General features: G+C 36.5%; 29 protein-coding genes, 1 other RNA gene and 1 pseudogene. 14 read left to right on the forward strand and 17 right to left on the reverse strand.

The window, feature by feature from the left end; genetic code table 11:
- Nucleotides 1-193 precede the first annotated feature (193 nt).
- The 4 genes and pseudogenes from ACLLO5_RS04420 to ACLLO5_RS04435 all read right to left on the reverse strand — a co-directional run.
- Nucleotides 194-838 (reverse strand): hypothetical protein, encoded by a 645-nt coding sequence (locus ACLLO5_RS04420; RefSeq protein ID WP_413174274.1) that lies wholly within the window; start codon nt 836-838, stop codon nt 194-196.
- A gap of 44 nt (nt 839-882) precedes the next feature.
- Nucleotides 883-1,368, reverse strand: coding sequence for a GNAT family N-acetyltransferase (locus tag ACLLO5_RS04425; RefSeq protein ID WP_413174275.1), 486 nt, complete (start codon nt 1,366-1,368; stop codon nt 883-885).
- Nucleotides 1,369-1,419: 51 nt separating this feature from the next.
- Nucleotides 1,420-1,935 (reverse strand): phage tail protein, encoded by a 516-nt coding sequence (locus ACLLO5_RS04430; protein ID WP_413174276.1) that lies wholly within the window; start codon nt 1,933-1,935, stop codon nt 1,420-1,422.
- 101 nt (nt 1,936-2,036) lie between these two features.
- Nucleotides 2,037-2,240, reverse strand: a pseudogene (locus ACLLO5_RS04435) (2'-5' RNA ligase family protein); the annotation flags it as partial.
- A gap of 124 nt (nt 2,241-2,364) precedes the next feature.
- On the opposite strand from ACLLO5_RS04435, the gene ACLLO5_RS04440 reads away from it, so the two are divergent.
- From ACLLO5_RS04440 to queF, 5 genes are all read left to right on the forward strand, one after another.
- Entirely contained in the window at nt 2,365-2,631 is a 267-nt protein-coding gene (locus ACLLO5_RS04440) for a YciI family protein (protein WP_413174277.1), read from the forward strand.
- Between the two features lie 37 nt (nt 2,632-2,668).
- Nucleotides 2,669-2,765, forward strand: an RNA gene (ffs, locus tag ACLLO5_RS04445) — signal recognition particle sRNA small type.
- Nucleotides 2,766-2,790: 25 nt separating this feature from the next.
- Nucleotides 2,791-3,174 (forward strand): phasin family protein, encoded by a 384-nt coding sequence (locus ACLLO5_RS04450; RefSeq protein WP_413174278.1) that lies wholly within the window; start codon nt 2,791-2,793, stop codon nt 3,172-3,174.
- A 157-nt stretch (nt 3,175-3,331) separates the two neighbouring features.
- A complete protein-coding gene (locus ACLLO5_RS04455) occupies nt 3,332-3,739 on the forward strand; it encodes a hypothetical protein (protein WP_413174279.1) in 408 nt (135 codons plus the stop codon).
- A gap of 49 nt (nt 3,740-3,788) precedes the next feature.
- Nucleotides 3,789-4,211 (forward strand): preQ(1) synthase, encoded by a 423-nt coding sequence (gene queF / locus ACLLO5_RS04460; protein WP_413174280.1) that lies wholly within the window; start codon nt 3,789-3,791, stop codon nt 4,209-4,211.
- Nucleotides 4,212-4,265: 54 nt separating this feature from the next.
- Here the strand turns inward: queF and ACLLO5_RS04465 are convergent, their stop codons facing one another.
- From ACLLO5_RS04465 to ACLLO5_RS04480, 4 genes are all read right to left on the reverse strand, one after another.
- The gene (locus tag ACLLO5_RS04465) at nt 4,266-4,967 is read right to left on the reverse strand and encodes a serine/threonine protein kinase (protein ID WP_413174281.1); all 702 of its coding nucleotides are present in this window, start codon (nt 4,965-4,967) and stop codon (nt 4,266-4,268) included.
- A gap of 84 nt (nt 4,968-5,051) precedes the next feature.
- The gene (locus ACLLO5_RS04470) at nt 5,052-6,425 is read right to left on the reverse strand and encodes a cytochrome c biogenesis protein (protein ID WP_413174282.1); all 1,374 of its coding nucleotides are present in this window, start codon (nt 6,423-6,425) and stop codon (nt 5,052-5,054) included.
- Nucleotides 6,426-6,428: 3 nt separating this feature from the next.
- The gene (locus tag ACLLO5_RS04475; RefSeq protein ID WP_413174283.1) at nt 6,429-7,169 is read right to left on the reverse strand and encodes a cytochrome c biogenesis protein CcdA; all 741 of its coding nucleotides are present in this window, start codon (nt 7,167-7,169) and stop codon (nt 6,429-6,431) included.
- Between the two features lie 78 nt (nt 7,170-7,247).
- Entirely contained in the window at nt 7,248-8,303 is a 1,056-nt protein-coding gene (locus tag ACLLO5_RS04480) for a DMT family transporter (RefSeq protein ID WP_413174284.1), read from the reverse strand.
- A gap of 198 nt (nt 8,304-8,501) precedes the next feature.
- Here ACLLO5_RS04480 and ACLLO5_RS04485 point away from each other — a divergent pair, with 198 nt between their 5' ends.
- Nucleotides 8,502-8,906: a hypothetical protein gene (locus ACLLO5_RS04485; RefSeq protein WP_413174285.1), complete on the forward strand. Its 405-nt coding sequence runs from the start codon at nt 8,502-8,504 to the stop codon at nt 8,904-8,906.
- Nucleotides 8,907-9,001: 95 nt separating this feature from the next.
- Nucleotides 9,002-9,742, forward strand: coding sequence for a DUF4079 domain-containing protein (locus ACLLO5_RS04490; RefSeq protein ID WP_413174286.1), 741 nt, complete (start codon nt 9,002-9,004; stop codon nt 9,740-9,742).
- A gap of 7 nt (nt 9,743-9,749) precedes the next feature.
- Here ACLLO5_RS04490 and ACLLO5_RS04495 read toward each other — a convergent pair whose 3' ends face one another.
- The 3 genes from ACLLO5_RS04495 to ACLLO5_RS04505 all read right to left on the reverse strand — a co-directional run bounded on the left by ACLLO5_RS04495 (nt 9,750) and on the right by ACLLO5_RS04505 (nt 11,452).
- On the reverse strand, nt 9,750-10,157 hold the full coding sequence (locus ACLLO5_RS04495) for a type II toxin-antitoxin system VapC family toxin (protein ID WP_413174287.1): 408 nt from the start codon (nt 10,155-10,157) through the stop codon (nt 9,750-9,752).
- A gap of 4 nt (nt 10,158-10,161) precedes the next feature.
- Nucleotides 10,162-10,458 carry a hypothetical protein gene (locus tag ACLLO5_RS04500; protein ID WP_413174288.1) on the reverse strand — a complete coding sequence of 99 codons (297 nt, stop codon included), beginning with the start codon at nt 10,456-10,458 and terminating at the stop codon, nt 10,162-10,164.
- Nucleotides 10,459-10,543: 85 nt separating this feature from the next.
- Nucleotides 10,544-11,452 (reverse strand): AAA family ATPase, encoded by a 909-nt coding sequence (locus ACLLO5_RS04505; protein ID WP_413174289.1) that lies wholly within the window; start codon nt 11,450-11,452, stop codon nt 10,544-10,546.
- A gap of 196 nt (nt 11,453-11,648) precedes the next feature.
- On the opposite strand from ACLLO5_RS04505, the gene ACLLO5_RS04510 reads away from it, so the two are divergent.
- The 4 genes from ACLLO5_RS04510 (at nt 11,649) to ACLLO5_RS04525 (ending at nt 17,907) form a co-directional block, all read left to right on the forward strand.
- Nucleotides 11,649-12,089 (forward strand): YidH family protein, encoded by a 441-nt coding sequence (locus ACLLO5_RS04510; protein WP_413174290.1) that lies wholly within the window; start codon nt 11,649-11,651, stop codon nt 12,087-12,089.
- A 309-nt stretch (nt 12,090-12,398) separates the two neighbouring features.
- On the forward strand, nt 12,399-15,986 hold the full coding sequence (gene nifJ, locus ACLLO5_RS04515; protein WP_413174291.1) for a pyruvate:ferredoxin (flavodoxin) oxidoreductase: 3,588 nt from the start codon (nt 12,399-12,401) through the stop codon (nt 15,984-15,986).
- A 182-nt stretch (nt 15,987-16,168) separates the two neighbouring features.
- Nucleotides 16,169-17,266: a DUF262 domain-containing protein gene (locus tag ACLLO5_RS04520; protein WP_413174292.1), complete on the forward strand. Its 1,098-nt coding sequence runs from the start codon at nt 16,169-16,171 to the stop codon at nt 17,264-17,266.
- Nucleotides 17,263-17,907: an MAE_28990/MAE_18760 family HEPN-like nuclease gene (locus ACLLO5_RS04525; RefSeq protein ID WP_413174293.1), complete on the forward strand. Its 645-nt coding sequence runs from the start codon at nt 17,263-17,265 to the stop codon at nt 17,905-17,907. The genes ACLLO5_RS04520 and ACLLO5_RS04525 overlap by 4 nt, the downstream gene beginning before the upstream one ends.
- Before the next feature lie 67 nt (nt 17,908-17,974).
- Here ACLLO5_RS04525 and ACLLO5_RS04530 read toward each other — a convergent pair whose 3' ends face one another.
- The 5 genes from ACLLO5_RS04530 to ACLLO5_RS04550 form a co-directional block, all read right to left on the reverse strand.
- Nucleotides 17,975-18,124: a hypothetical protein gene (locus ACLLO5_RS04530; RefSeq protein WP_413174294.1), complete on the reverse strand. Its 150-nt coding sequence runs from the start codon at nt 18,122-18,124 to the stop codon at nt 17,975-17,977.
- Nucleotides 18,125-18,329: 205 nt separating this feature from the next.
- Complete coding sequence (locus ACLLO5_RS04535) at nt 18,330-18,716, reverse strand: hypothetical protein (protein ID WP_413174295.1); 387 nt, start codon at nt 18,714-18,716, stop codon at nt 18,330-18,332.
- 55 nt (nt 18,717-18,771) lie between these two features.
- Entirely contained in the window at nt 18,772-19,422 is a 651-nt protein-coding gene (locus tag ACLLO5_RS04540; RefSeq protein ID WP_413174296.1) for a methyltransferase family protein, read from the reverse strand.
- An 80-nt stretch (nt 19,423-19,502) separates the two neighbouring features.
- On the reverse strand, nt 19,503-19,661 hold the full coding sequence (locus tag ACLLO5_RS04545) for a YqaE/Pmp3 family membrane protein (protein WP_347610962.1): 159 nt from the start codon (nt 19,659-19,661) through the stop codon (nt 19,503-19,505).
- An 89-nt stretch (nt 19,662-19,750) separates the two neighbouring features.
- On the reverse strand, nt 19,751-20,107 hold the full coding sequence (locus ACLLO5_RS04550; RefSeq protein ID WP_413174297.1) for a translation initiation factor: 357 nt from the start codon (nt 20,105-20,107) through the stop codon (nt 19,751-19,753).
- Between the two features lie 268 nt (nt 20,108-20,375).
- Here ACLLO5_RS04550 and ACLLO5_RS04555 point away from each other — a divergent pair, with 268 nt between their 5' ends.
- Together ACLLO5_RS04555 and ACLLO5_RS04560 are read left to right on the forward strand one after the other, a co-directional pair.
- Nucleotides 20,376-21,050 carry a HupE/UreJ family protein gene (locus tag ACLLO5_RS04555; RefSeq protein WP_413174298.1) on the forward strand — a complete coding sequence of 225 codons (675 nt, stop codon included), beginning with the start codon at nt 20,376-20,378 and terminating at the stop codon, nt 21,048-21,050.
- 310 nt (nt 21,051-21,360) lie between these two features.
- Complete coding sequence (locus ACLLO5_RS04560; protein WP_413174299.1) at nt 21,361-21,720, forward strand: hypothetical protein; 360 nt, start codon at nt 21,361-21,363, stop codon at nt 21,718-21,720.
- Between the two features lie 9 nt (nt 21,721-21,729).
- Here ACLLO5_RS04560 and surE read toward each other — a convergent pair whose 3' ends face one another.
- The gene (surE, locus tag ACLLO5_RS04565) at nt 21,730-22,410 is read right to left on the reverse strand and encodes a 5'/3'-nucleotidase SurE (RefSeq protein WP_413174300.1); all 681 of its coding nucleotides are present in this window, start codon (nt 22,408-22,410) and stop codon (nt 21,730-21,732) included.
- A 191-nt stretch (nt 22,411-22,601) separates the two neighbouring features.
- Here surE and psb32 point away from each other — a divergent pair, with 191 nt between their 5' ends.
- Nucleotides 22,602-23,342, forward strand: a complete 741-nt coding sequence (gene psb32 / locus ACLLO5_RS04570; protein WP_413174301.1) for a photosystem II repair protein Psb32 — start codon at nt 22,602-22,604, stop codon at nt 23,340-23,342.
- Nucleotides 23,343-23,349 lie beyond the last annotated feature (7 nt).

Genomic DNA, 23,349 nt, shown 5'->3' on the forward strand with positions numbered 1-23,349 from the left:
ATAAACCAAAACATAAATAAATCAAGGGATTGAGGCTTATTTAAGTTAAAATCGTGTAAGGTTTTTGAAAGTAGGAGTGGCAAAATAGAGCTTTTTGAGGATGAAATATAGAAAAATTTGTTACCAACAGATAGACCAAACTCTTGCCTCTTGCCTTTTGCCAGCCTACACGAGAAGACTTTTTCAGCAAACCCTATTTAGATTTCTGTTCATATTTATTTGCCAATAATGATAGTTTTTTCTGTTTTCTTAATCGAATAAATGCACCAGAAACACCGAATATTAATAAACCTAGTGATGGAGAGAATTCAAAGGGAATAGTAGGAACTGTACCCAAGACGGGAGCAACGCCTGTGATACTGTTACTAAATGTTCCATAACCATCGTCAGGGTTAAATACTGTAGTGACAAAATAATATTGAGTGTTAGCAGTCAAGTTTACATTGTTGAAACCAGACAATCCCTGTGTGGGGAAGTCATTGTTAGCAATTATGGCGTTATTGAGAGGAGTAGCTGGGTTAAAACTACCCTGATACAATATCGTGACATTATTCCAGAGAGGAGCGGGATTATTATTAGGATTGGTAGTGTATGAGACTGAGGTGCTTAAAAAGTTATAATTACCACTGGTATTTACATAAAATGGCTGACTGGAATAGGGAAAAATATCACCAAAACCAACGGTGGTAGTTGGCACACCAGTACCGATTATATCTGGACTATCAAAAACAGGTTGTCCTGTTAAATTCCCTGTAAAACTAACTGTAAGCGCCATAGAAGGCAGAGTAGCAGAAAGTGATAAAGCAACTGAAGCAGGTATGAGCCAGAGCGATCGCATAAGTAAATCCTATTAATTTTAGATAGTTTTCAGTTTTTGAAAGCCTAATTACTGAATTTACGCCACTCCATCAGCAGATAAATCCCAGTATCATCAATCTTCTCGAAACCAAGTCGTTCATAAAGATGAACTGCACGATTCCACTTCACAACCTGGAGTGAAACAGGTTTTTTTATATGTTGAGCTTCAATCAGCAAATTTTGAATCAGATATGTTCCAATTCCCTGGTTTTGATAAGCCGGAAGCAGTGCGATATCTGCAATGCGAATCTCTTTCTTATTTCTCACCACCAGCATACTACCGATTAAACAACCATCATTCATAATGATTTGATAGTAATTATTAGGGAAGTAGGCTCGGTAAGATTGCTGCTGTGCGTTAAACTGCATTCGCAAAAATTGTGACTGCTGTTGAGTATCCCAACCCCAACTTTTCAACTCCTCAGCCCTTGTGCTTGAATACAAATCAAATAAGAATGATTCGTCTTCTGGAGAAGCAGGACGAAAAGCTAAAGTGCCAAAATTGAACATAATAGGGAACGGAAATTGATATTCAACCACTCGATCACAAGCAAAAATGCTCTAATCCCGTGAGGGGAAAATTCCTTCTAAGGCGATGATATAGTTAACTGTCAAGAATGGCTGCATATTATTATGTGGCTGACTGCCACCTGCTATACCAATAGCCGCCGGATTCATGGTGGCAGAAGGACTACCAGCAGCGTAAACAGAACCTCTAGATTGTGCTAATAGGTTCTGACCTGGATCTCCTGAAGTAGCAGCCGTAGAAACTGCCAGTAAGCTATGATTATGTGCGGGAATTTGGCTGCTTATCAGAGTCACTGCCTCTGTACCACCTGCTTCTCCCAAGGTGCGGGGAGTTAAACCAGGTCCTTGACCTGCATGAATAGGAGTACGACCACGCAAATCGGGAAGAGCAAACGTTGTCTGTCCATTACCGCCATAAGTTGTCCCAATAAGAGCAAACAGAGCAGTATTCTGAGAGATGGAAAGAATTTGACCATTACAAAACGCCCAACCTCTGGGGGCAAAATTGCCAGCAAACATCCTAATTTCAGCGATAAAAGGTTCAGACATAGGAATTTACCTGATCAAGATTTGACACTCTAGAGCATAAAACCTATTTTGCTAGATACGTCTATTCTGTATAAAAAGTTTAAAAAGCAGCTTATTTAATCTTAATGATTTTGAATTGGAGACGAAAAAGAAAACTCTGATTTGATGTTCCACCGTTTACCGTCGTGCATTAGTAAAGTGCTGTAAGTGGCGGTAAATTCAAAATATAACTGACATTCTTTCAACTCTGTCCAAGCATCGTGAAAATTCTGTTTTGTTAAGTCCCGAAATGTCACTGTTAAATGGGGAGTAAAGGAACGATTTTTTTGAAAAGTAAAAAATATGAGTATTATTGAGTTAAATGATATCTTAAACAGATAAAAAACCCAAAATGTGTTAATAAATTATGATAATTTATTCTCAATCCTAAATCAAAAATTTCAAATTAATATGCCCTGGTTTGTAAAGATTGAAGCAGGTAGAGTAGATAAACCAACCTTTGATCAATATGTACCTGCCCATACAGCCTATGTACAGGAATTGATACATAAAGGCCACAAAGCCAAAACTGGCTATTGGGCGCAACGGGGTGGAGGTATGATGCTGTTTGAGGCAGCGTCCATGGATGAAGCCCTGGCAATAGTAGCGGCTGATCCCCTGGTACAGAACGATTGTGTCACTTATCAACTTTACGAATGGCGAATTGTTACGGAATGACACACAAATATGAAATTTTAATGCTATGATGATGGAAGACCTGGATCTATGCGACTTCAACGCCCAAATCTTGTCAGGACCGGAAGGTAGCAGCAATAAGGGATGCTTGTGGTAGGCGTAGTCTCCGGGTCGCCCCATTTTTAGGAGTGCTTTGCAGCAATGCCTGGTTTTGGAGATATTGTTCAAAAGGCTTTTTACCTTGGTGTAGGCTTGGCTTCTTACGCTGGTGAAAAAGCAGGGGGGAAATTAGCCGAACTGCGATCGCAAGTCCAAAAACTGGCTGACGAAATGGTGGCTAAGGGCGAAATGAATACAGAAGAAGCTCGTCGTTTCGTAGAAGATATGATGAAGCAAGCCCAGCAGACCCCAACATCTGGTGAAACAACGGAAAAAACAGCCCCTTCTGAACCTCGTCGCATCGAAATTTTGGAGGTAGATGAAGCACCAACTGTCAAAGAAGCCCCAAAAGAAAACGTGGATCACCTACGTCAGCAAGTTCTAGAACTACAACAAAAGTTAGAACAACTCAAAAGCGATCAGTAAAAGCAGATTATTGATTTTGCGATCGCTAGAAGTTGTAACTTTGGGAAAGGCGCTATACCCAAAACTGGTTTGATAGGCATTGCCTATTGCGTACTCTTGCAATTATAACCAGGTATCCAGAAGCGCCATATTTATAGCCAGTAAGACCGTTAAGCTTATGGAACCGTGGCAAAAAGACTTAATTAATATCATCGAAACTGTGGCTGATGAAGTAGAAAGCTTCTTCCAAGGAATTAATGACATGGTAGATGCATTTTTTGAGCTAACGGAAGAAATTACCGAACAGGTACACAACAACATTGCCACAGATATTGACCAGTATCTACAGGAATTAGCCGAACCACTGCTGGAAGTTTACTGGGATCTAGAAGATGTGGTATCAGATGTAGATCCTGGTTTTCCTTATACTGTTGAAGCCACAACCGAACATCAACCAGCTTGTATAGGTTGTAGCAATTATCATGGCCAAGTTTATGGTGGTAATTTGTTAGTTTGTGCTATGCACCCCCAAGGTTGGGATGACGCGAGTTGTCCAGATTGGGAAAAGAATCACCGAGAGTTTTAAGTGTTAAATTAGTATTGATGAATCTCTGCATTTTTTCAAGCATAATTTTATGAGTAATTTATCACCTGAGACTGTAACCCCAGAAAATCAAGAAATCAAATATGGTGAACGCGAGATAGCCCAAGGACAACTAATCACATTCCCTAATCCGCGTGTGGGTCGGCGTTATAATATTGATATTACTTTGCCGGAATTTACCTGTAAATGCCCGTTTTCCGGTTATCCAGACTTTGCAACCATTCACATATCCTACATCCCTGATCAACGAGTAGTAGAGTTGAAGGCTTTGAAGCTGTATATTAATAGTTATCGCGATCGCTATATTTCTCACGAAGAATCAGCAAATCAAATTTTAGATGATGTAGTAGCAGCTTGTGAACCTTTGGAAATAACAGTAAAAGCTGACTTTACTCCCCGTGGAAATGTACATACTGTGGTTGAGGTAAAGCATAAAAAAGAAGTCGTTTTTTAATGCAGGTTTGTAGTGAGGACTTAAGTCCTTACTATCTTTTATCTCAATATAGCCTTATTTTTTGAGAGATTTACGATGAATTAATCTATTAAAGAGGTGAAAAATTGTACCAGAAAAAGAAGTCATAAAGCGGTAGGTTTTGCGAACCATATTTAAAAGTGAATAAGGTACTCGTAACCGCAAAGGATATAAAACAGGCAGATATAGACAATAATAAGCCTTTTTTAAATTATCCCATTTTGAGCATTTTTCCTGATGCAGAAAATCAGAAATATCAACAACTAAACCTTTCCCCTCAAACATCATCACATTCTTTCCATGAACATCATGAGGGTAAAGTCCACGAGTCCGTGCATAATCCAAAGCACTATCAATATCTCTTATCACCTGGGGAGGAACACGCAAACCCCTGTGCAGACAGTCATAAAGAGTCACACCATATAATCTTTTTAAGACTAACAACCCTTCTTGAGCATAAAAACACTCAGAGAAAGCTGGATGGGAACCAAGACGACGGTAAACTTCAAGTTCCTCCTCAAACCCAGGACGACCAGGTGCGTAAACTTTAACCACCATATCTGGGTATTCAGGATGATAAACTACTGCTGCATAGTTTCCTGTACCTAGTAGTTCCCACGGTGGGGGAATAAAGCGCACTTCTGCTGGGTTGTGAGGATGGACACTTTCGACAATTAATTGTGGGATCAGTTCTTGCTGAATACTTGTAATCAGTGACTGAATACGGGATTGATCCATAGGATATATGCACCATCTTGAGTGGTATCACAATAATAAAATACACCACTCACTTGCTATTATGACCCAATAAGGAAGAAAAAATTATTTTTTTCCTTGATCATTAAGCTGGTCTAAAATTCCCAACACTTCTCTTTCAAAGCTAACTTGAGCGCGGTTAGTTTTACCACCAATATAAAGTTTTTCTCCTATTTGTAAAGCCCAAATTTGGGAATGGGAAAAATAACTCATCACCACACCCAACATTAATAAAGCAAAGCCCATATATACAATCGGTATTCCTGGGTCATATTTAATTTGTAAACCAGTGCTACCAAGTACATCAATAATTTTAAGATTTATACCATTCACAGGTATAGACATTCCGGTGCGAACCGTATTAATCAATTTGCCTTTAGCATCATATATCAATACCATTCCTTGCAAATCTTTCGCTAATAAAGAAACACCTTCACTTAAATCAGGCTTAGTTGGAATCCAAGTTCCCCAAATTCTGCCTCTACCTTTGGTGTCCAATTGTGCCATTGGTAATTGAAAAATTGGACTTTTATTTAATCTCACCTGAACAGCAGAAATACCCCAATCTGTTTGATAAAAAACTACGCCATGATAACGCAGAGGTTTATTTACATAAATCTTCTCATGGTTTATTTCTTTGCCATCATTATCCAAAACAGATAAATCTGAATAAAATTGATCAATTCCTCCTTTTGGAGTATAATCAATCCAAAATCTATTAACTCTCACAGCCCAATCTTTCAGCACATCTTGAGATGACCAAGCACCAGCATCAATAATGTTTTTTACTTGGAAAGTATCACCAGTAGAAATCATTTCCTGAGCCATGAAACCTGTCATTGAACCCCAAATTCCTCCTAGTAAAATCATAACAATACCAATATGCACAATAATCGGTCCAATGCGTCCGACTATTCCTTTACGCGCATAAAGAAGATGATCTTTTTCCTGTTCTTGAAATATTTTATAACGGGTTTTTGTTAAAATTGGTGTCAGTGAACTAACAGACACACCTTCTAATTCTGCACTTAAAGCTAATTTATTAAATTTGCGTGGTTCATCGTAATATTGCCATCTTTGAGCAGCTTTCAGGGCTGGTAATTGACGGGTAAAAGTACAAGCTGTTAAACTTGTTCCAAATAAAACTAATAAAGCTAAAAACCACCAAGTACGATAAACATGATCTAAACCAACAACTTGAATCACCTTCCAAGTTAAAAAACCAAATAAAGCCGGATGTTCTGGATAATTAGCTTGATAAAAAGCTGGTATTTGTCCTTGTTCAATTACCGTCCCACTAATACTGAATAAAGCAATTATTAACAACAAAATAATTGCTAATCTTAAATCTGTAAGCACAGGTAAAATTTCCCGTCGCAGGAAGCGAACAGGAATGGAAAACAAATTTAAGTCTTTGGATGTTGTGTTGTCTACAGTCATTGTCTAGAAACTACCAAGGGGAATACGAGAAAGTAAAGAAAATACACCAAAGCCAACTAATAATGCACCGCTAACTGGATTAATCCAACCAGACCAACGACGCAATTCTAATAGTTTTTTAATTGACGCAGTAAACGTACCTGCTAAAATCAATGGTGCAACATATCCAGCTGTATAAGAAAGTAGTAAAACAGCACCTAAAAGCAAATCTTGGGTATTAGCAACCCAACCTAATAAACTGGCTAAAACTGGTGTACTGCAAGGGGAAGCAACTAAACCAAAAGTTAACCCGATAGAGTATGAACGAACACCGGGAGGTAAATCTTGAGTAATCCAATTTGTTTCATTCAAAGATGGAAATTGTATGGGTAGAGCTTCTAATAAATTCAAGCCCATAATAATGGCAATAATACTAACAATAATTGGTAAACCAATTCCCACTTGACCGTATATTTTTCCCACTAAACCTGCTACAATTCCTAAACCTGCCAATGTTGTGGCTAATCCTAAAGCAAACCAAGTTGATTGTGCAGCTGCTTGAAGTCGGCTTTTTGCTTCATAACCGCCAATATAACCAATAGTAATAGGCAGCATAGACAGCATACATGGCGTGAGACTAGTGAGCAAGCCAGCTGCAAAAATAATAGCAATACTTACGATACTGAGATGGGTGAGTTGGTTAGCAACAAGGGTGTTTGCGAATTGTTCGAGTTGATAAATTTGGGTTTGCAGATTCTCCAGCATAGGTATGATTGAACGAGAAAGGCTGACTCTGTTTACATTTTAGCTCAATTTGAGTATTTGAGCAGAAATCAAGCCTCATTAAAACCCTTTAAATCCCATTTCTGCTTCGATCTTTTGTTGAATTTGAGTTACACTCATCGAAGATACAAATTGATTAATTTGGTGTTTAGTTTTGATTTGGCTCAAAAATATTCCCACTAAAACCAAGCTACCACCAATATATTGTGCTTGAGTAGGAATTTCGCCCAAGATTATATAAGATCCCAAAATACTGATTAGTGGTGTCACTGAGCTAACTAAGGAAGTTGTAGATACAGAGGAAGTTTTGAAGCCTCTAAGCCAAAGTAATTGACCTAAGACTACAATTACAGCACTATATAATAACATCCACTGCCATAAAAAAGGTGAAAATACATCTATAAAATGATCTTGACCATAGAGTATTAAAGCGATAAAGAAAAATAGAACAGTTCCTAAAATAGTGCGAAAAATACTGTAAATTCCCACAGGTATTTGGGAGAGATGTTGTTTAGAGATAATTGTGGCAATAGCTACAGCTATAGAGGCTATAGCGGTGAGAATTTCGCCCAGTCCGATAGCAAAACCTCCCATATTCATCATCGTTTTTTCTGGTGGTTGAAGAATGATGCTCAAAGCAACACCAAAAAAAGCTAAAAATGCACCTAAAATTTGCCATTTAGTAACTCTTTCTTTTAAGCACCAAACCGATAAAGCTAATGTTAAAGGCGGTTCTAAACGTCCAACTAAAACTACATTATTGACATTAGTAATAGCTAAAGCCTGGAAAAATAAACCAGGGGCTAATGCTCCTGAAAGAATAGCTACTATAGTGAGATAAAACCAATTTTTAAGAGAAAGTTGCTTGAGAGTAGCTGTGTTCCATTGTCGCCAATAAATGAGGATTAAGAATATTAAGGCACAGAGATTTCCCACAAATAAAACATTACACAAAGAAATAGGATTGCGATCGCTTATTAAATTTTGCGCTCCTATTTCTGTTAACTTGCGGGTTACTGCACTAGAAATGCCAAAAATCAAAGTAGCCGATAAAAGGTACACTTTTCCGGGAACTTTGTCAACTAAATCATGCCATTTTTTTAGTTTATTCACCATAAATTCCATGCTATTCAGCCACAACACATCATACTAGACTTTCTAGATGACGTTTGAGTGAAGTCTTTCTGAGAAAATGCTGAGTAGAAGTTTAATTATTATTTCCCGTAAACTCAGATAATTTATGGCTAGTCTTCAGTTCAGTTTCACTATGGGATGGGATGCTTTGGATAGTTGAAATTAATTCCGGAAAAAACCATGAAATTTACTTCTTCTTTACTTACAACTGTAGCTTTAGCTGGTATAGTGACTGTTTGGGATGTTCCCCTTAAAGCTATCAATCCTAGTTTAGTTCAAGCATCAGCACAAGAAGTTAAGCAAATGCAGAAAGCTGAAATGAAAGATACTACTGGCTTAACTGCTAAACAAAAGATTGATATGCTGATGAAGAATAAAGGCCAGTTTGGTAGCGGTGATCAATTACGTCGTTTCTTTTTTGGTGATTTAGAACCAATTTCTGTACAACCAGGTGGTGCAGGTATGGTAGTTAACTTATACAACAAAGCTAATAACGTAACCATTGCTTACTGCGCTACTTATGATGTAGTAGTCAATATCAAATCAGGTAAAATAACCAAATTTCAACCTAGCGAAGTCAAGTAATTTTTTTCATTTCACTCTAAGGATATTTTAGGTCTTATTCCTAAAGTATCCTTCCCAACATTATCAAAATTATCAAAAATTGTTCACCATTTGATATGAATTTCAAAGATATCATCTTACTCTTACATCCAATCATTGCTGTAACAGTTGTTTTTCCTTTAATTGGGATAGTTTTAAATCGTGCTTTACAAGTGCGTCAACGTCGCTTGGAAACTATAGCTACAGGTAAAAGTAAAATCCCCCCAGTCGCAGGACAAGAACACACTCAATTAGGTCGTTGGTTAACAGGTTCAGTTGTTGGTATTGTCTTAATAGCACTAGCTTATGCTATTTTTAGTAATGTTTTTGAGAATCAAGTTTGGCTAAAATCCTCTTTTCAAGTAATATTTATAGTCTTGATTTTTGCCGCAACTATAGGTTCAACAATTCTACTATATAAAGCTAAAGCTAATGATAAAAAATGGCGGGGTGTGTTTGCTACCCTGACAGGTATGGGTTTGGTAATACTTGGTTGTCAAGATGGGGTTTATCGCTTAACGGATAAATGGTATATGTCTCATTATTACTATGGTATAACTGCTGCTTTATTAATGATTGTTTCTGTGGCAATTTTACCAGAAATTTATAAGGATAAAAGCAATGTGTGGCGTAAAGTCCATATTGCTGCTAATTGTTTAGCACTTTTATTGTTTTTTGGTTTAGGAGTGACTGGTACTTTGTCTTTGTTAGAACTTCCGTTGAATTGGCAAAAAGGTTATGTTAATCAATTATATCAAAAACAATGTGAAGTTAATCCTTGTGTAATTACTAATCCTGCTATACCTGATAAACCTTGATGCAGATTTATTCATCTTGTAACCAGTCTTGTAATTGTAAACCTGTGATTCTGGATAAGTCAGAATCATGGGAAACTAAAATTAGATTATGAAATATAGCTGTAGCGGCTATAAATATATCTGCATCTTGAATTGGTAAACCTCTTTGTTTTAAATCGGCGTAAATCTCCGAGGCTTTTTGAAAAATTGCCCTATTATCTAAGAGTAATACTTGGTATTTTTTCACCGAGTTTTCAAAGTTAGATAATTTCTTGACAGCTTTAATAGCTAAAAATCCTCGCTCAATTTCATAGTACGTCATAGCACTAATAAAAACTTCCTCATTTTGGCGATTTAAAACTTTTAGCTGTTCGGTTACTTTTGGATTTTGCTTGAGAACTGCTGTCACTATATTGGTATCTAGTAAATATCCCATTGACTTATTTCCGTTTTACCGCTTCATCAAATATTGCCATTTCTTCTGGTGTCAAATCATTTAATAACCCACTAATTGCTTCTACAGCTAAAATTTTATTAATTCTTTGAGATAAGTCATCGTCAGCTATTGTTTCTACATCATCTCCTAAATTTGGTTGAGTAAACAGTTCATACATTCTTTCAATCATATGTTGTTGATCTAATCTTTCTTGATATACACTGTTATTAGCAATCAGATTTTCGACAATTGCGGAAATGCGTTTATAGGTTGTTTGTTCTTTAACAGATGTGTGAATCATATTTTTTACCTCTTTTTTGGGAATAGGTACTATTTTAGCACAGCATTAAAAACCCGACTCTTGTTATAAATCTAGCTTATATTTCTTAAATATCCTCTCCTGTAATAGTCATCAGCGTTTCTTTGTTGACTGCTTGGATTTTCACTAATCTATTAGCTTGTCTTTCAATTGTTTTCTCAAAGATATTCCTGACGAGTCTTCCATTGCCAAAATTCTTGTCTTTTTTGTTATACAACTTAGTGAAATTATCAATTAATTTTTGCTTTGCTTCTTCAGTTATAAGGAAGTGATTATTTTCACAAATTTTCTCAAATATTTTTAGCAACTCTAGCGGTTGATAATCTTGAAAGTTAAAATATCTGTTAAATCTCGACTGTAAGCCAGGATTAGCATTAATAAAACGGGACATTTCATCACTATAACCAGCGACAATTACAACCAATCTATCTCGATAGTCTTCCATTCTTTTTAATAAAGTATCTATTGCTTCTTGTCCAAAATCTTTACCTGAACCTGTTGGTGCTAGTGCGTAAGCTTCATCAATAAATAACACTCCGTCTAATGCTGATTCTACAACTTCATCTACTTTTAAAGCTGTTTGTCCAACATATCCAGCAACCAAACCTGATCTGTCAGTTTCCACAACATGACCTTGGGAAAGTATTCCTAATTCTTTGTATATTTCACCCATCAAACGCGCAACTGTGGTTTTACCAGTTCCAGGAGGACCACAAAAAACGGAATGTAATGAGATAGAAATATTGCTTAAACCTTGTTCCTGTCGCATTTTCTTGACTTTGAGAAAATTGATTAAAGTGTTGATGTCATTTTTGACATTTTCTATTCCTACTAGATGATTGAGTTTATTAATAACATCATCTAACCCTTGAGATTTAGAATCAGAATTAACCTGGTGATTCTTATTTATAGAGATGTTTAAATCTCTCTTCATCCGTTGTAGTTCAGCTTCAATTTCAGGATCTCGATAAGTCATACCCTACCTTCTTTTCAAGCTCAAGTTATGTTATTACTCTGATTTTTATGTACAAATACGGTTAGTGTTAGTTAATTATAAATCAAATTTAGTGCTACGCAACACTACAAATTTTTTCAACTGCAACTTGCAAATTTTTATCTTGTACCTAAAACACTGTTCTATACTAGATAATACAGGAATATAACTGCTATAAATGAGTAAATTACCTAATCTTGAGCGTATTCGAGAACATCAAGCAAACGAGCGAACTTTTTTAGCTTGGTTACGTACTTCTATTGCGTTAATTGGCTTTGGTTTTGCAATTTCTAGATTTGGTATATTTCTACGTCAAATTAACGCTGCTTTTACACAACAAGAAACTACTGTAAACCCTTTATTTAACTCGGAAAACCTGGGAATTTTTTTAGTAGTATTTGGTATTCTTACTATTGCTTTAGCAGCATGGAGATACAATCAAATTTTTTGGCAAATTGAACAAGGTAACTATATACCTAAACGTTTACCTGTTTTGATTATGACTGGAGTAGTGATGATTTTCGGCTTGCTAAGTATTCCTTTGCTTTTAATAAGAAATCAAATACCTCAGCGTCCATATACTACACCCAAACAAAATCAATCTTTTCATATTCGTTAATTTTTTAAACTTGACTTTACCCGCACCTATACCCTATTGGGAAAAGCCCAACTCCTGAAATACTTGAAAATACGTAATTTTTGTTTTTGAGTACATTATTAATATCTAATAGATAGTATATAAAAAGATATGATAACCTCTAAAAGATTGGCTAAAAGTCAGCATAATTCATAATTTATGATTTGCAATTAATAAAAATGTAGAAAATATCACAAATTCACTTCCTGGCTTTAGCTATTTTCAATGCTTATCTTTTTGGTTTCTCTGCATACAGTTTAAACAACCAGAAAAGACACAGGAAGAAAAATCATGAGTCAATTATTTGCCACAATTGATGGTAATGAAGCGGTTGCGCGTGTAGCTTACAAATTAAACGAAGTAATTGCTATTTATCCTATCACACCATCTTCCGCAATGGGTGAATGGGCTGATGCTTGGATGTCAGAAAATAAACCAAATTTATGGGGTACTATTCCTAGTGTTACCCAAATGCAAAGTGAAGGTGGTGCGGTTGCTGCGGTACATGGTGCATTACAAACAGGTGCATTAAGTACAACGTTTACTGCTTCCCAAGGTTTGTTATTAATGATTCCCAATTTGTATAAAATTGCGGGAGAATTAACTAGTTTTGTACTTCATGTTGCAGCACGTTCTTTAGCTACACACGCTTTATCTATTTTTGGTGATCATAGTGATGTGATGGCTGCAAGGAGTACAGGTTTTGCTTTATTATGTTCGGCTTCTGTGCAGGAAAGTCATGATTTTGCTTTAATTGCTCATGCTGCAACGTTAGAAGCGCGTGTTCCTTTTATGCACTTTTTTGATGGGTTTAGAACTTCCCATGAAGTGCAGAAAGTTGAGTTATTATCTGATGAAGATTTCCAAAAACTTATTCCTTTTGAATTAGTATCCGCACATCGTCAACGCTGTTTAACTCCTGATAAACCAGTGTTAAGAGGAACTGCACAAAACCCCGATGTTTACTTTCAATCTCGTGAAGGTGCAAACCCTTATTACAGCGCGTGTGCGGATATTGTTCAAAAAACTATGGACAAATTTGGAGAGAGAACAGGCCGATATTACAAGTTATATGAATATCATGGTGTACCTGATGCGGAACGGGTAGTGATTATCATGGGTTCTGGTTGTGAGACAGTCCATGAAACTGTTGATTATTTAAATCAACGAGGTGAAAAAGTTGGAGTTTTGAAAGTGCGGCTTTTTCGACCTTTTGATGTAGGAAGACTTGTAGAAGCCTTACCTAATAGTGTTAAATCAATTGCTGTTCTGGATAGGACTAAAGAACCTGGAAGTGCTGGAGAACCATTATATTTAGATGTGGTGACTGCTATTTATGAAGGATGGAAAAAAACTACATTTCCTAAAATTGTTGGTGGTAGATATGGTTTATCTTCTAAAGAATTTACACCAGCAATGGTAAAATCTGTTTTTGATAACCTTGCTCAACCATTACCCAAAAACCATTTTACGATTGGGATTAAGGATGATGTTAGTTTCACTTCTTTGAATTTTGATGCAAATTTTTCAACGGAAGCTGATAATGTAGTTCGTGCCATGTTTTATGGTTTGGGTTCTGATGGTACAGTGGGTGCAAATAAGAATTCTATTAAAATTATCGGTGAAGGAACGGAAAATAACGCTCAAGGTTATTTTGTCTATGATTCTAAAAAGTCTGGTTCGATGACGGTTTCTCATTTGCGTTTTGGATTGAGTAAAATTCGTTCTACTTATCTCATCGACAAAGCTAATTTTATCGGTTGTCATCACTGGGGGTTCATTGAAAAAATTGATATCTTAAAAAATGCTGCACCAGGAGCGATTGTATTATTAAACAGCCCCTACGAAGCTGAGATGGTTTGGGAACATTTACCAGCAAATGTAAAAAAACAAATTCTCGCTAAAGACTTAAAAGTTTATGCTATTAATGCTAGTCAGGTAGCAAAAAATAGTGGTATGGGACACAGAATTAACACTATCATGCAGGTGTGTTTCTTTGCTTTAGCAGGAGTATTGCCACAGGATCAAGCGATCGCTAAAATTAAACAAGCAATAGAAAAGACCTACGGTAAAAAAGGTGCAGAAGTCGTCCGTATGAACCTGCAAGCGGTAGACAACACCCTGGACAACTTGCATGAAGTCGAAATTCCCCTAGTAGAAAAAGGTAAATTATTAGATGTAGGGATGTTTCCTACAACGTCTCTACAAAAAGACCAACCCAAATTTGTCAGTGATGTTCTTGGTAAAATCATGTTATGGGAAGGTGACGACTTACCTGTAAGTGCTTTACCTGCGGACGGAACTTTTCCCAGTGGAACTGCGAAATGGGAAAAACGCAACGTTGCGGTAGAAATTCCTGTGTGGGATGGTGATGTCTGCGTTCAATGTGGGAAGTGTGTGATGGTTTGTCCTCACGCTGCTATTCGTGCGAAAGCTTATGAAGCGGATAAATTAGCAAATGCACCTGTAACCTTTAAGTCAGCAACCGCGAAAGATAAAGATTTTGCTACCCAGAAATTTACTATTCAAGTCGCACCGGAAGACTGTACAGGTTGCAGTATTTGTGTAAATGTCTGTCCTGCGAAAAATAAAGCAGAACCGACGAAAAAAGCTATTAATATGAGTCCGCAGCTACCCATTAGAGAACAGGAACGGGAAAACTGGGATTTCTTTTTGAGTTTACCAAATCCTGACCGCAGGAAGTTGAAATTAAACCAAATTCGTCAACAACAACTGCAAGAACCACTGTTTGAGTTTTCCGGTGCTTGTGCTGGGTGCGGAGAAACGCCCTACCTTAAATTATTAACACAATTATTTGGCGATCGCTCACTCATCGCTAACGCTACCGGTTGTTCTTCCATTTACGGTGGAAACCTCCCCACAACACCCTGGAGTCAAAACGCTGACGGAAGAGGCCCAGCATGGTCTAATAGCTTATTTGAAGATAATGCCGAATTTGGTTTTGGTTATCGCTTATCTTTAGATAAACAATCGGAATTTGCAGCGGAATTATTGCAACAATTAAGTAGTGAAATTGGGGATAATTTGGTTAATGATATCCTCAAAGCTGAACAAAAAGACGAAGCTGACATTTGGGAACAACGGGAAAGAGTCGCAATTCTCAAACGAAAGTTAGATGAAATGTTGCACAATTTAGAAACGTTCCATGGAACGTCTCTACAAAAAACAAAAATCCAAAATCTCAAATCTCTCGCTGATTATTTAGTCAAGAAAAGCGTTTGGATAGTAGGTGGTGATGGCTGGGCTTATGACATTGACTTTGGTGGAATTGATCATGTTTTAGCCAGTGGTAAAAATGTCAATATCCTCGTCATGGATACAGAAGTTTATTCTAACACAGGCGGTCAATCTTCCAAAGCAACTCCTAAAGCCGCAGTAGCTAAATATGCGACTGGTGGTAAACCTGCACCTAAAAAAGATTTGGGTTTAATGGCCATGACTTACGGTAATATTTATGTTGCCAGCGTCGCTTTAGGTGCGCGAGATGAACACACATTAAAAGCCTTTTTAGAAGCAGAAGCTTTTGATGGACCATCCTTAATTATTGCCTACAGTCATTGTATAGCTCACGGTATTGATATGACCACCGGTTTACAACAGCAAAAAGCCTTAGTAGACTCAGGAAGATGGTTGTTATATCGCTATAATCCGGCATTACAAACACAGGGAAAAAATCCCCTACAATTGGATATGAAAGCGCCTTCTGAATCGGTGGAAAAGTCCATGTATCAAGAGAACCGATTCAAGATGTTGACAAAGAGTAAACCGGAAGTTGCTAAACAGTTGCTAGAACAAGCGCAAGCAGAAGTTAACGCACGTTGGGAGATGTATCAGTATTTGGCTGAAAGGAAAGTTTAAACACCCCTCACCCCTCTTTACTAGTAAGGAGGGGTAGTTGATGTTTAAGTATTTATATATATATATATCTATCTATCTAGCTGTATTTGTCCTCTTTCAACTAACATATAGGAAAGCGGTCAAAATTTTTATGACTTTTGATTTCGTTGTTGTGTATAATAAGACTAATGAGGTGATGTGATATGAATTTACTAGAAGATATCAAAGCAAAAACTAAGGAATTTCGCAAAGATAGCTATCCAATGTCTATTGGAGAAATAATCAGTATTTATAATAATGATGAACTGATTATTAATCCTGAATTTCAAAGGTATTTTAGATGGAGTGGGCAGCAAAAATCCAAATTTATTGAATCTATATTACTGGGTATTCCCACACCGTCGATTTTTGTTTATCAAAGAGAAGATGGTGTTTGGGAATTAGTAGATGGATTACAAAGAATATCTACTATTTTAGAATTTGTAGGCAGCCTTAAAGATGAAAATGGCAATAAAAAGGAATGTCTCCAACTAGAAGGAACTAAAATACTTCCAAGTTTAAAAGGAGTAATGTGGGAAGGAGCCGAGGATGAAGAACACAACCTATCTGGTTCGCTTAAGCTTGATTTTAAAAGAGCTAAAATTCAAATAGAAATTATTCAAAAAGAGTCTGATATTAATGCTAAATTTGAAATTTTTGAAAGACTAAATACTGGGGGTTCATTTTTATCATATCAAGAAGTGCGTAATTGCCTGCTGATCATGATTGATAGAAATGTACATTCATGGCTATGTAGTTTAGCAGATAATCAAGATTTCCAGAATTGTATTTCCATTTCAGACAGACTTAGCAAAGAACGCTATGACATGGAACTCATTCTGCGATATATAGCTTGTTCTCACTTTCCACTAAACAGTAAAGATGTAAATGAATACTTAACTGATTCATTAACATCTATATGCCAAAATCCTAATTTCGATTTAGAAAGTGAAAAGCAGAAATTTGACAAACTCTTTTCATTGTTAAATCAAGCAACAGGAGAAGGGACTTTTAAAAAATATGATGGTGAAAGATTTAAAGGACAATTTCTGGAATCAGCCTATGAAGCAATTACTGTTGGTTTAGGGAATAATATAGATGATTATTACGATGCTGACTTTGACGATATTTCTATATTAAGAGATAAGGTGCAGCAGATATGGTCAGCCAATGATTTTACTCAGTATAGTGGTTCGGGTTCAAATGCAAAAAGTAGAATACCTAGAATGGTTCAATTTGGCATACAACATTTTCAGAAATGAGCAAAGATAACAAAACAGAACAGATGCTTCTTGTTAACTTAGATAATGATCTTTCTTGGCGAATAAAGGAGCTTAATATTATCAAAAATAAAATTCCCAGTCAAGAAAATGAAGAACAACACGCATTAATTAGAGCAGGAATAACTCTATTATATGCTCATTGGGAAGGATTCGTAAAAAATGCGGCTGAAAATTACTTGAATTTTGTTTCATTAAAAAAATTAAAACATAACGAACTTCAGTCGTGTTTTTTAGCTTTGTGTTTTAAAAAACAAATAAACGATTTACAAACAAATAAATTTGAATTACAGCAAAATCTTGTTGATTTTATGTTAAATGAATTAGATAAAAGAGCTTATGTTCCATACGAAGGAATAATTCAAACAAAATCAAATTTAAAATTTTGGGTATTTCGTGATATATGTATCATCATAGGAGTAGATTATAAAAAATATCAATTAAAGGAAAAAGCAATAGATACTATGCTTGTTGAAAGAAGAAATAAGATTGCACACGGGAAGCATCTACAGGTTGATTATGATGGATATATGGATATTTATGATATTGTTGTTCAAATGATGCGAGATATAAAAAGTGATATTTTAGATGCTGCTTTTAATGAAAAATATAGAAAAAATTAAATATAAATGGAGTACCATATACCACAGAAATTGACACAGAATAATGTCCACTTCTTTTGCTTATACCTTACATCTGTAACTTAGCCCAAATCGCTTTAGCCCTATTCCAAATATCCTCACCAACTTTCTGGGAAGCACCTTCAGCGACTTTATTACCCATAGCCAGCAAAAAAGGCATACAGGGAGCGAGAAACTTAACAATTACAGCAATATCCATGAATTTATACGGTTTAGCTACACTTATTTATACAAAAGTATAATAACATCTTCGGAAAAAGACAAAATTATCATCTGAAAAATCTCTTTATTCTTCTTCCTTCGCGCTCTTTGCGTCTTCGTAGTTCGTTGATTTCATGGCTTTATAAAAGCTATAAAAAATAGGTAATTGGTGAAAACTGATTACCTATTCTCAATCAATTTCTCTAATCTCCTGTAGCCATCAACAAGCGATTCAAAATCACCTTACCACTAGGACTTTTTACCTCTACCCGAATAAAACTCGGATCGCTTGGTCGCCAACTTACTTGATATTTTGTGCCATTATTATTCCAAGTATAAACTTGACGATCATTAGTTCCTGAAGCAACAGCACCAGACAGGCTTATATAAGCATTACTATTAAGTTTTTCGCCATAGTAATAATAAACATTATTATTAAATGACAAACTTACTCTCCATTCTTTATCAGCAAATGTTCCTTTTGGATAATTGTATTTTGCTGCAAGTGCAGATTGAGGAATGGCAATATCAAGAATTGCAGGTGTAGCAATACTCAAAAAAGCTGCTAAAGCAATACCTTTGTAGTTCATAAAATTCTCTATGGTGAATTTAAAATTCTATTGTTGTATTGTGTATTTATTCTCGTTAAACAGTGGTTTCTTCGTTTGGAATATTCTTGGATGTCCATAGTTTAGGAAACAGCAACCCAGAATTTTCTTTGTATTCTGCAAATTCAGGATATCGAGATAGAGATTTATCTTTTTTGTTCATGTTAGGAACAAATATCATGGCTATAAATAACCCAAGAATTAAGAAAGGTAGCCAATGCTGAGTTAACATAGCAAATGCCAGATAAATCAATACTTCTCCCAGGTAATTAGTATTACGACATCTAGCAAAGAAACCTTCTGTAATTAGTCCATTTTTATACTTGAGTGTATAATATTTCTGGGCATCGCTGGTAAAATGTAAAAACACACCCACAATATTTAAAAAAATAGCAGCAGCTACTAATGGTAAAGGTGGAATAGTACCGCTACTAATGAGAATAAATGGTGCTACCCAATATAGGCCAAGTAAAAAAAAGGTAATAATTCCTTGGGGAGTGGGAATTTCTTGCTCCCATTGCTTATCTGGAAAAATACTATCTTTTATTAACCAAAGAAAACCATAAGTAGCATGAAGGGCAAGATAAATCCAAGCTCCAATAGTAAAATTTTGGTATAACACCATTAGTCCCAATACAAATGGGAAAGTTAGACCTTTGTGAAAATTGATTGGGTACTTTATTTTCATCTTCTGCTTCTTTTTTAAATTTTTTAAGTTAGCAAAATAAATTGAGAGATAGGAAAATACCACCTACCTCTCTGCAATAATTACTTCTTCGCAATTATCCAAACTGCGTGGATAATCCCCGGAATATAACCGAACAAAGTTAAAACGATATTAATCCAAAAATCCCAACCAAAACCTACTTGCAAAAATACTCCTAAAGGTGGCAGAAAAACCGCGCATAAAATCCGTACTAAATCCATTTCAGCCTCCTGTTAATGTTCCACGTCTCTACAATTAACATCACTTACTGTAAATACGATTCCTGAAAAGATACGGTAAACCGCACTTCTTAACCACCGCTGATTTTAGCTTTGTATCCCAGCTTGATTAAAATCTCTAGTATTTTTTGTTTATGATCTCCCTGAATTTCAATTTCATTCTCTTTGACAGTTCCACCTGTACCACATTGGGTTTTTAACTGTTTCAATAAAGCAGCTAAATTTTCTGGTTTGGTTTGAAACCCAGTAATTATGGTCACTGTTTTACCTTTGCGTCCTGCGCGAGTAGCTTGTACTCTCACATTTTGTTGATTGGGAGGTAAATCTTGGATTCCGCGTTCTACAGCGCGTTCTAATGCGGGTGAGCTACCATTACCAAATTCTTGGTAAACAAAGCGTTTGTCTGATTTGGGATTGGAAGAAGACATAAATTTTCGTTCAGGTTTAATTCAGGGAGAATAAATGTTCACGAAAGTAGTCAAGGCTACAGGAGGTTACTGAGTTTAAGAACTCAAATTGATTCTATGCTGTCATTTTAGCCAATCTGTGACTATTACTGAGGGATTTCCACAAGTGAATAGATGGTTTACCTATCAACTTGAAACAGGATGCTGAGAAATATATGTAATTACATTATTTTTTTGAGGATTGGAGTAATATAAATTACCGAAAGCGAGAATTTGAGATCTTATTTCTATGTTCAAAATTCCATTATCAACATCGGCTATTCCTGAAAAAGTCCCCACTTCTAATAAAGAGTATCGTTTTATGGGTGCGATCGCTACTCTAGTTTTAATTAGTCTGTGGACTTCATCTGGTGGAGCGCCTATACAGCATACCATTTCTAACAGTTGGGAAGGATTTATTTGGGGTATAGCAGATCCTGTTATTGGCTTAAATCGGTTAGCTGGTATACTTGCTTTAGGTTTACTCTCTGCCAGGTTTATCCGTGGTGCTTGGATAAGTGTCTTTTTTGTCTTAGCTGCTTTATGTGGACAAATACTTTATTTGTGTGAGCTAAATCTCCAAGGTGCAGAAATGGTAGTCGCTTTATGCACTATCATATTTGGTATACTGTTAATTGTACCTGTACAAATAAGTTGGTTGGCTGGCGCTATACTCAGTGTTACTGCTGGTCTATCTCAAGGTTATACTGATGGTCAAGCCATCATGGGTACAGAAATTCTCACTCTGGTTCCATATTTGATTGGTGTGAGCTTAACTCAAATTGCGATCGCCATGTCTGCTAGGAGAATAGGTATTATTATCACTCAGCAGGTAATGAATCAGATGTTACCTAGAACTATCCGCTGGATTGGGTTAACTTTTTGTGCAATTGGTGTTGTATTTTTGGGCAATGCAGTAATCTAGGATTAACAAAATATTTTAGGGTTGTTTTGCTACTTGGAAAACCACTAAGTTGGTAATTGTCCTTAAGAAAAATTAAAATAATTTGCCCAATTACACACTTAGTATTATTGTTGCTAACAACCCTAATTTTTGCGAAAACAACGTCAAAATTATTACCGAATAACTACTAGATGACTAAATTTTGTCATCCTCAATTATTTGTGTGTGTGAATATTTACAAGCGAACAAATAAAACCACACTGCTATGGAATTTTCTTTTAATTCCGAAATTTCACTTAACACAGTTTATGGCTGATTATGAAATTATTTGATGAATATTAACGATATTACTATGATGATTTCTCAAAATTGGGGCGGTCAGGAAATGATTTCAGTAAGCATCGAAGCTAAAATCAACAGATTAGAATCTATTGTTGAGCAAATTGGTGAAGCTGTACTCTCTACAACTGAGACAATTGAACGTCTCGCTCAAAGATTAGATGCGCTTAGTTCACAAGTAGAAGCTCAAGGAAAACAAGTACAGCAACAAGGGTATCAAATTTTTGCTTTGTGTGATGCTGTCCAAAGTTTGGCTGAATCTCAGAAAGATTCACTAGAAGAAATTAGTCAATTGACACAAACGGTAGATAAAATTGTGTCTTTGCTGCAATGTTCAGATGAAGAAACATGAAGTTTTCAATCAAACCTTTAACTGAGTAATTGCAATATTTCCAGAAAAACATATATCTACATCACTACCAGGAGTGCGATCTCGTTTACCATATTCACCTTCATAATAAAAATTATCACCTTCGATGCGATAATTCACAGGTAAAGGTTTGGTACAAGGTTGACAAAATACAACGTCAGGATCAGCATCTCCTGGTAATAGATGGGGTAAATTTACATTCCAAAAGCTACCACTTTCTAAAGGAAGTTTCAGTAAATCTGCTAATATCTCTGATGTCCATTTAGCGGCTAAATCCCAATCATAATTGAGCTTGGCTTGGCGATACTGAGAAATGGCTATTCCCGGAATACCGTGCATTGCTGCTTCTCGCACAGCCGCAACAGTACCAGAAATGTACGCATCAACTCCTAAATTTCCGCCGGCGTTAATACCTGAAAGGACAAATTTGACATCTTTGCAAATTTGTGTTATCGCAATTCTCACACAATCGGCGGGAGTACCAGCAATTCCATACTCAACTTCAGAACGGCGTTGCAAGTTAATAGGGCGATGGGTAGTAACTTGATGTCCACAACCGGACTGATGTTCCTGTGGTGCAGCGATAATCACATTTTTGCTATTTACCGCTTTGAGTAAGGCTTGAATACCTGGTGCGTCGATACCGTCATCGTTGGTTAAGATTATTGTCATGGTTGTATTTTAACGCAGAGGAACGCGGAGGTAGCGCGGCGAAAAGTTCCTCGAAGCCGGGTTTCCCGGCGTAGGAAACTTTTCAAGACAGAGGTACGCAGAGGTGGGAATGGAAAATAATCTGCTGATGAGATGCTTTTGACGTGGGTTGTGTAGTATTTTGAGTGCAAGAGTGTTTTAGGATTCATCCCATGAAACAGCTACTCAAGCAATTATTTAGTAGTTACACATATCTAACTCGTCTTATTTTACCTGTATTGGTAATAATGATGATGGCTATTTCTGTCTTTGCGACACCAGCTTTCGCTACAGGTGTATATCAAATCCCCAACCTGACAGCAGATACTTGGGTTGTGGATGAAGGTGATGTTATTAGCCGTTTTAATGAAGGTCAAATTAGCGGTGCTTTCAAAGATTTGGCTAAGGAAACTGGTAAGGAAGTCAGAATTGTCACTGTTCATCGTCTTGATTATGGGGAAACACCGGAAAGTTTTGCTAAAGGACTATTGACAAAATGGTTTCCCACACCAGAGGAACAGGCTAATCAAATTCTGTTGGTGATTGATACTGTTACCAATGGCGCAACTATTATTAGCGGGGATCAAGTTAAATCTCTATTGACTGATTCTATTGCTAATAGTGTCACCGAGGGAACACTGGGTGCAGCTTTACGCAATGGTAATAAATATAACCAAGGATTACTGGATGTGAGCGATCGCTTGGTTGCTGTCCTTTCCGGTAAACCTGATCCTGGACCACCAGAAGAAAAAGAAACAATACAGGTAGAAGGAACATTTACTAAAGCTGAAGACACCGACAAAAACAAGGGTAATTCCACCGCTTGGGTAGTAGGATTGTTAATTGCTGCCACTGTCATCCCCATGGCAACATATTACATTTATCAAATCAATCAGCCTTCTAATCAAGGCTAGATGATTG

Origin of the sequence: Anabaena azotica SJ-1, assembly GCF_047275885.1 — a bacterium.
GTDB lineage: Bacteria > Cyanobacteriota > Cyanobacteriia > Cyanobacteriales > Nostocaceae > Trichormus_B > Trichormus_B azotica_A.